We start from the raw sequence: 12,325 nt of genomic DNA, 5'->3' as shown, positions 1-12,325 counted from the left end.
GCTCGTCAGGCTCATAACCTGAAGGCCGCAGGTTCAAATCCTGCCCCCGCAACCACCGACACTTGCAAATTCGCCCACTCGGGGTATTTGCGACGAAGCTCCTCCTCATATGAGTCGAGGAGCTTTTTTTGTTTCTCCTTCGTCTCGATCTCGCCAGCCTCCAGCTTCTCGATGAAGTCCGCATGCACTTCGGCGACGAAGCGGCGCTCCATCAGGTCGAGAACGTCCATCTGCGCAAGGATGGAGGAGATCAAGCCGTGGACTTCGAGGGTTGCCGGCTGATGGCCCTGGGTCTTGCCGATCACCACCTTCTGCACCAGTGAGCGCACAATCGGCATCACCTGACGCTTGGCATCGTCGTTTTTGCCGCGGCGCGCCTGCAGGAAGAAATGGCGCATACGCAACTCCGTCTGGGCGGGATTGTGACGCTGCTTCAATTCCTCGATCTTCGCCCGCATGTCCGGTTCGGACGTGGTGAAAGCGTCGATCTCCCTTGCCAGGGCGACACGCTGGAGCTCGATCTGATCGAGTGTATCGTCGAGCGCAGCGAGAGGAGGGCGGCCTTGCATGGCGCGGTCCGAGATCTGCTGGATGATGCTCTTCTGCTTGCGCTCCAACTCGTCCAGTTCGCGCGTCATCTGCTCGCGCTCGGCTTTCGGGCGGCGAAGCTTTGATGTTTCCTGTTCGATCACCTTTGCCGACATAGTGTCGAACATCCCCAGGGAGAAGAACGCAGCCGGCAGGCAATCGAGAACGCGGCTCTCCAGCTCCTGGCGGGTAATGGTCTTGCTGTTACCGCAGCAGGCGCCACCAAGCTCGTCGATCGGCAGGCGCTTCTTGCGGTTGGTGCAGCTATAGCGATCTTTGCCGCTGATGGCGTAGGGGCCGCCACATTCCGCACATTCGAGCAGATGACTGAGCAAGTATCCCGGGCGGTGCGTTGCATTCAGCCGGTTGCTCTGCCCGAAATCGAACAGCTCACCGATCTCTTTCTGACGCTCCTTCACCCGCTGCCATAGGTCGTCGGAAACGATGCGCATCTCCGGCACATCAGTCAGCACCCATTCGCTCGCGTCGTTTGCGCGCGCGGTACGGCGTTCGGTTTCCGGGTTCTTGCGGTAGTTACGCTTGTTCCAGACCATGCGGCCGATGTAACTCTCATTGTTGAGGATGCCCGTACCACGGCTGACGTGGCCGCGGATGGCGGTATCGCGCCACTTACGGCCGCGCGAGCCCGGGATGCCCTCTTTGTTCAAAAGCTGGGCGATGTCGCGAGGCGACATGCCGTCGGCATATAGGGTGAAAATGCGGCGAACCACCTCAGTCTTTGCAGGATCGATCTCGCGCAAACCCTTGATGCGATCGCCGTTCGCATCGCGCTGCTGGGAGAGCATGTAGCCGTAGGCGAGGCAGGTGGATGCCTTGCCTTTCCGGACGGCCATCTTCATGCCTTCGCGCGTGCGGTAGCGGATCTGTTCGACCAGTTCATGGCTGAGCGCGGCGCGCAATGCCATCTCGAGGTCGGTCACCGGGGTGCCGGCGGCAATAATTGCCGCCGATAAAGTGCTGCTCCTGAGCGCTGGTCAGTAAACCATCATGGCGCGATAGGCCGCGGCCTCATCGGTGTTGCCGCCAATCCAGCCATGACCCTGAAGCTTGAGAAGGCTGTCGGCGACGCTGTCGCGCGCGCCGCACCACGTCCAGCCGGAATCGGCGGGGCGGATAATGAAGACTTCGGTGGAGGACACCTTGACCCGCGTTGCGCCGGTCTCCGCCTTGATGGCTGCGCGAAACAGGCGATCCAATTCCCTGATCTGGCGTTTCTGCTCCGCCGTCAGGTGTGCCGGCTGGACGCGCTGAAGAGTCTTCGACGGGATCTGCGTCGCAGGGATGCGGTGGGTGAGGACGAACACACGGTGCACCGGTTTGCGCCGCCAGGGTGCCCGGTCGATATCGACCATCAGGCCGTTGTTGGTCACGTCGCAAAACAGCTCACCACTGATCGCAACACGGTGGTTGCCCAGAAAAACGACGCAGGGATGGCTTTGATGGATTCCCGTCCGGGCTTTGAGGTACGCAGCAAGGGTCGGGCGACCTTTGATGTCATGCCATTCTCCCGCATAGCCCAGCAATCGCAGGGTGCTCTCGATCTCGTCGCCGCTTGTCTTTGTGACCGCGGGAGCACGGCGGCGGTCTACCCAGCCTGCGCCATGACGGGCAAGCCGCACGGCATCCCGGACGCGGGACATTGATGCACCCGTGATAGAGGCCATGGCTACTGTGCCGGAATACAGCCGGCATTTGGTGTCGTTGTCGACATCGTGGAGATGGTCGGTCTTGATCGCACCGAGTGCGGACGGGAGGTCGATGATGTTGGGCACGTTCGGATCCTTCGTATCCAGGGTGGAGTTGAAGGAATGCGCTCACCACTCTGGATCCCTCAGGCGTCCGTTCGCCCTCGATCCCATCTCTTTGTGCCTGAAAGCCACCACACGGATAAGGTGACCCAGGCTGGGCAATGCTCTGCAGGACGGTCCGCACCGGCCAGAGCCTCTGTAAAAATCGGTACGTCACTCGATCATCGGTGTCACGAGCGCGCCAGGAGTCCTCCCTTGCAAGATTGTCCCGGTTAGCAAAAAGCCAATCAGAAAACCAGTTTCCGCCATGCAAGGGCTTCCGCTGGTGCGCATTCCGGCGGAGGCGTTCACCTCAGCCGCCAGCGACATTATCCATACCCCTTGCGAAATCAATGCAGTGACCTTGCAGGATTCAGGTTTATTTGAAAACCTGGCTGACCAGCACTTAATCAGATCGATAGCATTTTAGCGAATGGGATGGATGCTGATGAGTTGATCTTAGATGATCGGTCCCCCCAGCACTCTGGAAATCCGATTCAGAATCAAACGGCGATTAACCGAGTAATGGGGGGAGGTGTCGTAGAGATCGCAAACGCCGTTGGGCGTTCCCATGGTGGGCTTGGGATGACAAAGGGCTGGAACCGTAGTTGGAAGGTCGAACGAAACCGGTCAGTCACCCTCGTTGGCACCGTCAGGATATAGGAGATGGGGCTTGCGGCGGAAGGGCCAGTCGCCATCCCGGTACTTCTCGACGAGCTCATCGAAGACAGCGTGGGATGCGTGTTCGTCGAACCCTTGCCGAACCAGCATCGAGACGACGACATGCTGGAAGTGTTCCAGCTCTTCAGTCTTCTCGCGCGTCGTCATGCCAGAGATTGTCATGAACAGCGCCGTGCGGGCCACATCGTCGCGTCCTGGGCGTTTGGCCTTTCTGTCGGCATCGCGCAGCTTCTGCTGCCGCTCGCGCTGTTTGGTGTTGCGGATCTCCTCGGACTTCGCTGGCATGCACTCTTCCCCGTCAGGTCTTAGGCTACGGATGCCAGACCGTTATCGCCACGGCAACTCCGTTTGCATGGAATCGGAAATCCCGGTTTATGAATCGTTTTATTGGGGTTCTGAATCAAATGAACGCAATTTGAGATCAGTTGCGGACACGTTGAGACAGGTTGAGATAAGTTGGCGAGGGACAAACGGCGGTCGTGAATCAAATGACCAGCGTTCGGAATCAAAAATATCGCACCTTGAATCAAATGAGCGCAATTTGTCTCGACGTGCGGACACGTTGAAACGACCTGTGGGCAAGCTGACAGAAATTACCGACTGCTTCGCGTCGCGCTTGCGCCTGCAGGACCATCTCCATTCCGGAAATGAGGCGGCGAACCGAAATCTTCCCGTTTGGTTCATCCGCGAAGTCGCATGTCATATGTCCCAGCCGTTCGCGCGGAATGTGCCATCTTCGGGTGGAAATCGAGCATCGCTCTCAGGCGGCGAGACGCTGGCTTCGTGTTTACTTTGTCGCGTGTTTCCGTGACAGCAAAGCTACTTCGTGAAGGCCTTAAATGTGGGAGGTCGGGTGTCCATCTCCGGATTCTGGATTTTGTCGTGAAATAATACCCTTCAAATTTTAAGTGAAAAAATTTTAGAAGTATCGTATATATCGATATTAATTGATTAATACGTCGTTTATATGTAAATATAATCGCCAAAAACCGCAGGAAACTAAAGATAATAATATAAAGTATACTGCAAAGATATTTTACTTGAATTTGCATTACGTCCGTAATGGCGCGATCATATAGTTATCCGATGTGTATTGCGTCGGATACATTGTAAACGCGTCACACGGAGACTTCCATGCGCACCAGAAATACCAAGACCACTGCGACTACCGCGTACTCCTACGAAGATAACGGTATCGGGCACTCAATGCGCGAACAGCTCGAAACGAGCGCCGCCTACATCTTCGATCTCGGGCGCCGTACGACCGAACAGACTTTCGAGCTCGGCGATCATTTGGCCCGGGCTGCAGACCTGCTGGCCGACGGCCGGTTTGATCATTGGGTAAAGATGCGCTGCGGTCTCGCACCGCGCAGCGCCCGCAATTATACTGCGGTGTACCGCAACCTGACACCCTACCGTGATGAACTGGTCGACCTCTCGGTCGGCGCGACGGTGTTGTTCCACCTGAGTTCGGCCACCGACGATCAGGTCAAGGCGGCCATTGCCTTTGCCGAGGAGAACGGGCGCCTTCAGGTTGCCGATGTGAGGGCCATCTTGGTCGGTGGCGAGGAGGGCGGTGACAAGGCCGAGAAGGACGATCAGTTCTGGGCCGGCGGTGTGGGCGGACTGAAAGCGTTGATTGCGGCCAAGATCCGGGATGGATTGAAAGCGTTCATCGAGCATGTCGTCACGATCTGCAAGGCGGTCGAAGCTGCGCTGAGCAGAAGCCGTGTGATCAAGGAGGCGCTAGCGAAGGAAATCCAGGACACCGCCCGCGTCGCGCGGCAGGAACTCGAAAGCCTGGCCTTGTTCCTCGAGCCAGAACTCGATTATGGCCGCAACACCCGGCCGACCAAGTTCCCGAAGAAGACCGGCTGGGCTGAGGTCAACGATACGCTCTATACATTGGGTGGTGTCGATGGCTGGCCGAAGTCGAAAGACATGCGTGACTGGCTTGCGCTGCATGTGCTTCCGGTGCTCGGCTGGGCGGTGTCAAAGGAGCGGAAGCCGGAATGGCCGCTCGCGGCGCCAACAGCTCCGGCTTGCGAACCGGCGGTTCCGGCAGAGGCGGACAGTGTCGGCGATCGTTACGATGCCGAGCCGGTTCTGCCGGATGAGGTCTCTGACGATGCCGATGTCCCGGATGAGGTGATCGACCGGTTTGGTGCTGCGCTCGAGGAGGCGACCGGCGGCTTCATGACGGTCAGCCGGGAGGCGCCGCGAAACCGCAAGCAGTTTGCCAAGGTGCCGGCGCTTGGCGATGACAGCATCGCCGATGTTGAACTCGCGCCAGCCGTCACGTCGTAAGTTGCAGTTTGCACGAGGGCCGGGCGACCGGCCTTCCCACCAAACTCGGAAGGGCCGCATGTCGGCCCTTTTCCTTTTGCCTGATGATGGCGAGCGGAAAACACGCAGGTCGACCGTTGCGATCACCGGGCGCGTTCGTCGGACCGGACTTCGTGAGCCCGCCGTTAACTATGTACCGGCTTTGTTCTTTTTTGTTATTCCGGGTCCTTGAGCCCGGCTCCCGGTCCTGCCAGGTTGGGGTCGTTCGGAAGACCGGACAAAAAGCGGCCCAAGCCGATGCTACCAACATCGACAAGGGCCTGACCCTCAAGCCTTCGCGAAAAGGAATCGGGCTATGACCACGCATACTCTCTCTACCCCTGCCGGGGAAGTTCTTCGTTCGACTGTCGCTGCGGCATCGATGTTCTCCCACCGCTCATTCGGTATCGGTGCCTACAGCATCGGCGAGCCGTCGGCGCTACGCCGCCATCCGCATATCGTTCGCTTCGCCGAAGTCGAGGCCGATCTCGATCTGCTGATCGACCGCGCCATTGCGGCAATCGCCGACGGCGAACCGATCGAGGACGACATCCTCGGCCATTACGTTCACATCGCCTCGCTCGTTCGCGCCGTATCGTTCCGCGAAGGCAAGCTGCTGGAACAAGCGGTTGAGCGTCTGGCGAAAGCCAATCCAAACATCACCGTGCTGACCCAGTCGCTGAAACTGCCGTTGGTCAAGGCGGCGCTCGAAGCCGTCGCCGGAAACGACTGGTCGTCCCTTGACGGCGTGAAGCTCGACTGCGAGGCGCCGGCCAAAGGCAGCTATACGCCCGACCTGATCGTGGTGAACCGGACAAAGCACCTGGCCTACATTCTCGACCTTAAACGCTCGCTCGCCTCTTACGGCGACACCAGCCGTCTCGAAGAACTGAAGATGAAGATGATGGCCTCGGCGATGGTTTTGCCGGACTGGCTCTACAAGAACCACAAGCGGCTCATGATCGACACGGTCGAGGTTGCCATCGTCGATGGCGCCAGCCGCCCGAGCGATCATGCCACCGGCATCTGGGCTCTCTCCGAGATCGACGACCTGCTCGAGATCGACGGAGTTGCGACCTGCATGGCAGAACTGCGTCTTCGCTTCGGCCGCCGCGTGCAGCAGCTTCTCGAGGCAGAAGCCCGTAAGGCACTGGGTGTGGTGGCAATGGCCAAACCGGATACGGCGCCCACCGCTGCCATTGTCGCAAACCCGCTGATCGCTCTGAACGGTCCAGCCCGCACTTACGAGGAAGAGCGGGCCATGGCTGCGGATGAAGAGGACGAAGGTCACGACGATCTTGGCTGCTTCGACGACGATCAGGACGACGAACCGGAGCCCGCCCGCATCCGGGTCGGTTTTGCCCGCCGTCCGCGCCGGCACTGACGAGCCGCCAGCTTAACGGCACTGATCGCGGTCGCGCCTGAAACGCGTGGTCGGCTTCGCTCATCTTCCATTCCATAAACGCCGGATGCGATGCGCTCCGGCGAGGAGACAGTCATGTCCATCGATAACCACAGCCCGTCTGTGGCCGGCTTCGTCTGCGAAGCGGTCACGACCGAGACCATCGCGTTGCCCTGTCATCACGGCACATCTGCGAAACTCTCTCATATGAAGTCCGCCAGCCTTGGCCACGGTCCGAGCGATCGCGACGATCCCGCCGTGCTGATCGGGTTGGCGCTTGCCTGCGTCCGGAAAGATCCTCTGCTGGATGGCCTTGTGCCGGAGCCTCTGATGCTTCGGTTGCGCGCTACTGCCAACAGCGGCAATGCGGCATGCCGCCTGATGCTCGACTGGCTGCGAAACCGCAACCGGGATCTCGATCGGTCCCGGAGCGAACACCTGAGCCTGTCTGTCTCGACCGGTTCGTCGGCTGACGCGCATCCGCCGCGTCGTTCGCCGCGCGAGCGTGTGTTGGCGCGGATCCCGAAGCCCGGTGGCATTGACGGGCGGCAGCGTGGTCGAACGCGTCGGCGCGATCCCGTCCAGGACGCCCACACGGCAATTATTGCCGCGCAGACGGGAGGTCGGACTGATGGATAAGCTTGCCCGTCTGTTTGTTCGCCGCCTCCGTCATCTTGCCCGCCGCGAGGCACGCCGGATCGCTTTGCGCAATGGTCTGCTGGAAAGCAGGATCGTCGATGTCGATGGTCATCTCACCTGCCGCTACAGCCCGACGTTCGACACGACACGACTGAGCGGCGATCCGATCCGTGACGATATCTGGTTCCGGCGGAATTTTGGTGACTGGCTTGTCGCACCGAAGGAGACCGGCAATCCGACGGCCGGCTCTGCTGGCGATGGTGTTGTGACCGCCGGGCTCATTCATCCGCCGTTCGCCTCGCAACTCGTAAACATCCCTCGGGCGCGGCGCGGCACAGGCGCGCATGACGGAGTGCTGGGAGACGGTGTCGATCGGCGCGCTTACGCCGTCGGCCTGGTGGATCGCGCAGCCGCTCAGCCGCTCAGCCGCTGGTCAGTCACATCGTTGCAACCCTGGTTCTGGCACGCGCGGTGCAAAGGAGCGGACGGTCGCTTCGGGAGATCGTTTATACACTGACCCGTGTGACACCGGTCGTCACTCTCCATGCACCGCTTGCAGGCTTCGAGGGGCAAGTGCTGCGGCTCCTGGAGAAGACCCGGCTGGTACCGGGCGGCCCGTTTGCGATCGTCGATGCGGACCACATGTTCAACGACGATTACTTCGACGTCGTGGAAGGCGAGACACGCAGGCGCCTGATGACCTTCTCGGGCGCCGGCGTGCATCGTGTCACGGGCAATGCCCTGCGCCGGCGGATGCTCAGTGCGCTGTCGCGCGACTTGTCGATCCTCGCCATCGCGGAAAAGCGGTCGGACATTCCATCGCTCTTGCAGATCTCCGCCGACCTGTCGCTGGAAACGGGAAAGCTTGACCGGAGGTTCGTCGCCGATCTGGTCGAGGTGCTTTACCCGGACGAAGCAATCGATAAGCTGGGCCTGCCGTTGGATTACGATACGCGCTGGCTGTCGCTCGAGGATCTGGTTCTTGCCTTCCGTCCAGGGCGGCATGTTCACGACGTGCTGCATGTCCTTGCAGTGCTCATTGAGCGCAATCGCGGTGACTTCGAGGAAGAGGAGGGCGGTGGTGGCGACAAGGCATCCGGATCGGCATCCTCCAGCACATCCACCGAGAAGCCCCAAGGTTCGCACGAAAAGCCGAAGTCGACCGACACCGATAGCAACGGCCGCTGGAAGAAGGACAAGCCGTCCGGCGCTGAGGTGATCCAGCCGGAGCCAATGCCGACGGTGGGCGAGATCGGCCACAAGCCGCCAATGACCGTCGAGACCCTCTCCGGATATGGCCGAGCGAAAGACTGGGCGCTCGATCTCAAAGCGGACCTCAACGATTATCGGGCAAGCATCCTTGCATGGTCGGAGATGAGCACCAAGCTTTTGCTGTCCGGTCCGCCCGGGACCGGCAAGACCACCTTTGCCCGGGCGCTGTGCAACAGCCTGCAGATCCCGTTGGTCGTCACCTCCGTCTCGACCTGGCTGCAGGGCGGTCATCTCAACGACGTGATCGATCGGATGAGCAAGACATTTGTCGAAGCGCGGGCCATGGCGCCGGCGATCCTGTTCATCGATGAGATCGACGGCATCGGCAAAAGGCAGCCGGCCGAGCGGGAATATGCCGACTACTGGAATACCGTCGTGAACAAGGCGCTGGAACTGCTCGATGGCGCGATCAAAAACGAAGGGCTGATCGTCGTTGGCGCCACAAACCGGCCCGATCATATCGACGAGGCTCTCAAGCGTTCGGGGCGGCTGGAGACCCATATCGAAATCCCAAGGCCCGATGTGCCGACGCTGGCCGAAATCCTGGCCCACCATCTCGGGGACGATGTGACATTGCTGATCCGGGAGCCAGTACCAGAAACCCGGTCTGAAGCCGAGGACGGATTCTCGCTGAAGAGGATCGTTGCCGATTATCTGGAGGAAGACGCAGAAAGTGAACGGAAGGGAGCCAGCCGATGACTGAGCCACAGAACAGCAACGCGTCGGAATTGTCGGCAGCCGCGCAACACGCCAATTCTGCCGATGCTATCCTCAGGCGTCTCGCCACGCGGGCGATGGGGCTGACGGGCGCGGATATCGAGCGCATCGTCCGGGAAGCGCGATTGAAGGCGCGGCGTGGCAAGCGGGCGATCCGCTATGAGGACATCGAAGACGGCATCCGCGGTCATCGCCCGCCCGTGCCCTATAATCTCCGTTGGCGCTTCGCCTTCCACGAGGCCGGACATGCGGTCGTGCATCATGCGCTCGACCTCGGACCTGTTCGCGGCCTCAATATCGATACCGGCGAGGGCGGCTACAATCTCGTCGGCTTCCACGTCTGGGCCACCGACACGCGCGATTGGTACGAAAACATGCTGACCATGCTCATGGCCGGGCGGGCTGCCGAGCAACTGGTGCTCAAACGGGTCTCGAGCGGTTCCGGTGGTTCCGACGACAGCGATCTGGCGCGGGCCACGCGGCTTGCCTTCGACATGGAGCGCGTCCTTGGATTCGGGAGCGAGCATCCGCTGCTCTATCGCCCCCATCGCGATCCGGGTGCCGTGTTCGACCGTGATCCCGAACTGGCGGCTCGGGTTCATGGAAAACTGGATGCGGCACTCGACCGGGCGGCGGCGATCCTCAGGAGGCGCAGGCCAATCTTCAATGCCTTGGCAAAGGCTCTGTTCGAGGAACAGGCAATGGATGAAAAGGCCGTACTGCGAATCCTTGCTGATGGTGAGCTACGGCGCTGAAGCGATGAGAAAATTCGAAGTGCAGGATGATTGTACAAGTTGTCGCAGAGCATCGGCTAAAGGATTGATAGAGACCGCCGTGGCTGGATCGATGATGTTCATTGAGATACGTGCTAGTCCGTCACCGTAACCATTGCAGATAACTGCCTTCCTCTTTCAATCTTAGCAGGTCCTTTCCATCTGGAAGCCTACAACGCCATCGCCGCAGGCTCGCGCTTCAATGGGTTTTGCTGGTCAATACGATGAGGCCCGCGGTCAGCAATGCACTTGCAGCACCAAGCCAGAGCGCGCTCGGCACGCCGAAATTGTCGACCGCGAGGCCGCCGACCAGTGCGCCAAGCCCGATCGCCAGTTGCGCGATTGACACGAAGAGCGCGGCGATGCTTTCCAGCCGGTCGGGCGCGGAGGTGAACAGGAAGGTTTGCATGGCGATCGGCAGCATGCCGAAACCGAAACCCCAGGTGACAACCCAAGCGACTGCGGCAAGCGTATTGCTGCCGGCCAGCAACAATCCCGCAACAGACAAGGCGATCAGAAAAGCGGTGCCGGCAAGGGCAGACACGAAGTTCCGGCCAGCAGCCCAGCCCCCGAACAGGTTTCCGGCGAACCCCGCCGCGCCATAGCCGAGCAGCACCATGCTGAGTGTGCCCGTATCAATCCCGGTTGCGCCGATGAGGAAGGGAGTAATGTAGGTATAGGCCGCGAACTGCCCGACGAAGATGAGCACGGCTGCCGTCAGACCGATCTGGACTCGTTGCAATCGCAACACGTCTGGAACCTGTTTCAATCCCGAACCATTCTGCGCCCGGATGGCCGGCAACAAAAACTGGAGCGCCGCCACGACAAGCAGTGCGACACCCGACACAAGCAGGAATGCGGTGCGCCAGCCGAACAGGTCACCGATCAGGGCGCCTGCGGGAACCCCGGCGACAGTACCCAGCGAAACACCGGAGAAGATCAGTGCCGTTGCACGCGGTCCTTCCGCGCCGGGGCGCAGACGCGGGCCGAGCGAGCCGCCGATTGTCCAGAAACCACCGACCGCAATTCCGAGCAGCACCCGGCCGAACATCAACGCCGCAAAGCCGTGAGCGGTTGCCACTATGGCGTTGGAGATGACGAGCAGCATCAGCAGTGCGACGAGCACACGCTTGCGATCGAAACGTGCGGCAAATCCGAGGGTCATCGGCGCGGCAAGCGCTGCGAGAAACCCGGGTACGGTTACCATCAGTCCGGCCGTCCCCTCGCTGATGCCAAGGTCAGCCGCGATCAGCGGCAGAAGCCCGACGGGCAGGAATTCGGTGGTGACAAGAGCGAAAGCGCCGACGCCGATGCTGGCGACTGCGGCCCATGAAGCGAGCGGTTTGCTGTCCGCGTGGCCTACTGAAATACTGCGGGAGACTGGCATGTCCATAGGAGGTTTCCTTTGGTGAAAAGCAGGGCGAACCGGAGAGGAAGGGTCGCTCTCCGGTTTATCTGAGATCGTTCAGCCGAACTTGACGAGGTTGAGGGCGGGTAGTGGACCGCCAGGGAACTGCACCAGTTTGCCGCCAATCGAGACCGGGCCGAGATCGATGCCGGTGAAGCCGAGTCTGGAGATCAGCGCACCGACTTCCGCCTTCGCGCGTGCGTCGTCACCGGAATAGAACAGGACGCGTGAGCCACCCTCGGCTTTGGGATCGCCGGATAGCAGGTGCGGTTGCAGATGATTGAAGGCTTTGACGACGCGGGCGCCGGGAACGAGATCGGCGAAGATCTCGGTGGAAAGACGACCGTTTAGTTCGGCCGGCTTGAACAGCGGCGCTTCGATGGGATTGTTGGCGTCGATGACGATACGGCCGCCGTAGTCCGGCAGACCGGCGAGCGCCTTTGGCAGCTTCGACCAATTGACCGCCACAAGGACGATGTCGGCGCTCGCCGCCTCTTCAAGTGTGCCCGCCTTGATGAAAGGCTTCAGTTCCGTTTCGAGTACGGCAAGCGAGGCCGGGCCGCGGCTGTTGGCGATGGTTGCGGACATGCTGTTGCGAGCAAGGGCGCGGGCGAAGGCCGAGCCGATATTGCCGGCTCCAATGATACCGATAGACATGCTGGTTCTCCTTTGAGTGAGGGGGAACCGGCGCTCCGGCATTGGAGCGCCGGGG

11 protein-coding genes are annotated in these 12,325 nt (G+C 60.6%); 6 read left to right on the top strand and 5 right to left on the bottom strand.

Annotated features, from left to right (window positions below):
* Nucleotides 1–11: 11 nt before the first annotated feature.
* From AC5I5B_RS24375 to AC5I5B_RS24365, 3 genes are all read right to left on the bottom strand, one after another.
* The gene (locus tag AC5I5B_RS24375; RefSeq protein ID WP_495752873.1) at nucleotides 12–1,529 is read right to left on the bottom strand and encodes a recombinase family protein; all 1,518 of its coding nucleotides are present in this window, start codon (nucleotides 1,527–1,529) and stop codon (nucleotides 12–14) included.
* A 54-nt stretch (nucleotides 1,530–1,583) separates the two neighbouring features.
* A complete protein-coding gene (locus AC5I5B_RS24370; RefSeq protein WP_174055198.1) occupies nucleotides 1,584–2,381 on the bottom strand; it encodes a hypothetical protein in 798 nt (265 codons plus the stop codon).
* Nucleotides 2,382–3,026: 645 nt separating this feature from the next.
* On the bottom strand, nucleotides 3,027–3,362 hold the full coding sequence (locus AC5I5B_RS24365) for a hypothetical protein (protein ID WP_174055197.1): 336 nt from the start codon (nucleotides 3,360–3,362) through the stop codon (nucleotides 3,027–3,029).
* A gap of 849 nt (nucleotides 3,363–4,211) precedes the next feature.
* Between AC5I5B_RS24365 and AC5I5B_RS24360 the strand changes: the two genes are divergently transcribed.
* From AC5I5B_RS24360 to AC5I5B_RS24335, 6 genes are all read left to right on the top strand, one after another.
* Nucleotides 4,212–5,384, top strand: coding sequence for a hypothetical protein (locus AC5I5B_RS24360; protein WP_174055196.1), 1,173 nt, complete (start codon nucleotides 4,212–4,214; stop codon nucleotides 5,382–5,384).
* A gap of 334 nt (nucleotides 5,385–5,718) precedes the next feature.
* The gene (locus tag AC5I5B_RS24355; RefSeq protein WP_174055195.1) at nucleotides 5,719–6,786 is read left to right on the top strand and encodes a hypothetical protein; all 1,068 of its coding nucleotides are present in this window, start codon (nucleotides 5,719–5,721) and stop codon (nucleotides 6,784–6,786) included.
* 114 nt (nucleotides 6,787–6,900) lie between these two features.
* Complete coding sequence (locus AC5I5B_RS24350) at nucleotides 6,901–7,443, top strand: hypothetical protein (protein WP_174055194.1); 543 nt, start codon at nucleotides 6,901–6,903, stop codon at nucleotides 7,441–7,443.
* Nucleotides 7,436–7,960, top strand: a complete 525-nt coding sequence (locus AC5I5B_RS24345; RefSeq protein ID WP_174055193.1) for a hypothetical protein — start codon at nucleotides 7,436–7,438, stop codon at nucleotides 7,958–7,960. The genes AC5I5B_RS24350 and AC5I5B_RS24345 overlap by 8 nt, the downstream gene beginning before the upstream one ends.
* A gap of 56 nt (nucleotides 7,961–8,016) precedes the next feature.
* A complete protein-coding gene (locus AC5I5B_RS24340) occupies nucleotides 8,017–9,414 on the top strand; it encodes an AAA family ATPase (protein WP_174055192.1) in 1,398 nt (465 codons plus the stop codon).
* Complete coding sequence (locus AC5I5B_RS24335; RefSeq protein WP_174055191.1) at nucleotides 9,411–10,187, top strand: ATP-dependent Zn protease; 777 nt, start codon at nucleotides 9,411–9,413, stop codon at nucleotides 10,185–10,187. The genes AC5I5B_RS24340 and AC5I5B_RS24335 overlap by 4 nt, the downstream gene beginning before the upstream one ends.
* Nucleotides 10,188–10,404: 217 nt before the next feature.
* Here AC5I5B_RS24335 and AC5I5B_RS24330 read toward each other — a convergent pair whose 3' ends face one another.
* Both AC5I5B_RS24330 and AC5I5B_RS24325 read right to left on the bottom strand, forming a co-directional pair.
* Nucleotides 10,405–11,598: an MFS transporter gene (locus AC5I5B_RS24330; RefSeq protein ID WP_174055190.1), complete on the bottom strand. Its 1,194-nt coding sequence runs from the start codon at nucleotides 11,596–11,598 to the stop codon at nucleotides 10,405–10,407.
* 72 nt (nucleotides 11,599–11,670) lie between these two features.
* The gene (locus AC5I5B_RS24325) at nucleotides 11,671–12,270 is read right to left on the bottom strand and encodes an NADPH-dependent F420 reductase (RefSeq protein WP_174055189.1); all 600 of its coding nucleotides are present in this window, start codon (nucleotides 12,268–12,270) and stop codon (nucleotides 11,671–11,673) included.
* Between the last annotated feature and the right edge of the window lie 55 nt (nucleotides 12,271–12,325).

It is taken from the genome of Agrobacterium sp., from assembly GCF_059499945.1.
This window is presented reverse-complemented; position numbering and strand designations above follow the sequence as displayed.

Bases quoted from the DNA above. Each gene is read 5' to 3' on its own strand.
- AC5I5B_RS24330 (WP_174055190.1), bottom strand. From the start codon at position 11,598: ATGGACATGCCAGTCTCCCGCAGTATTTCAGTAGGCCACGCGGACAGC.
- AC5I5B_RS24360 (WP_174055196.1), top strand. From the start codon at position 4,212: ATGCGCACCAGAAATACCAAGACCACTGCGACTACCGCGTACTCCTAC.
- AC5I5B_RS24355 (WP_174055195.1), top strand. From the start codon at position 5,719: ATGACCACGCATACTCTCTCTACCCCTGCCGGGGAAGTTCTTCGTTCG.
- AC5I5B_RS24350 (WP_174055194.1), top strand. From the start codon at position 6,901: ATGTCCATCGATAACCACAGCCCGTCTGTGGCCGGCTTCGTCTGCGAA.
- AC5I5B_RS24365 (WP_174055197.1), bottom strand. From the start codon at position 3,362: ATGCCAGCGAAGTCCGAGGAGATCCGCAACACCAAACAGCGCGAGCGG.
- AC5I5B_RS24345 (WP_174055193.1), top strand. From the start codon at position 7,436: ATGGATAAGCTTGCCCGTCTGTTTGTTCGCCGCCTCCGTCATCTTGCC.
- AC5I5B_RS24325 (WP_174055189.1), bottom strand. From the start codon at position 12,270: ATGTCTATCGGTATCATTGGAGCCGGCAATATCGGCTCGGCCTTCGCC.
- AC5I5B_RS24335 (WP_174055191.1), top strand. From the start codon at position 9,411: ATGACTGAGCCACAGAACAGCAACGCGTCGGAATTGTCGGCAGCCGCG.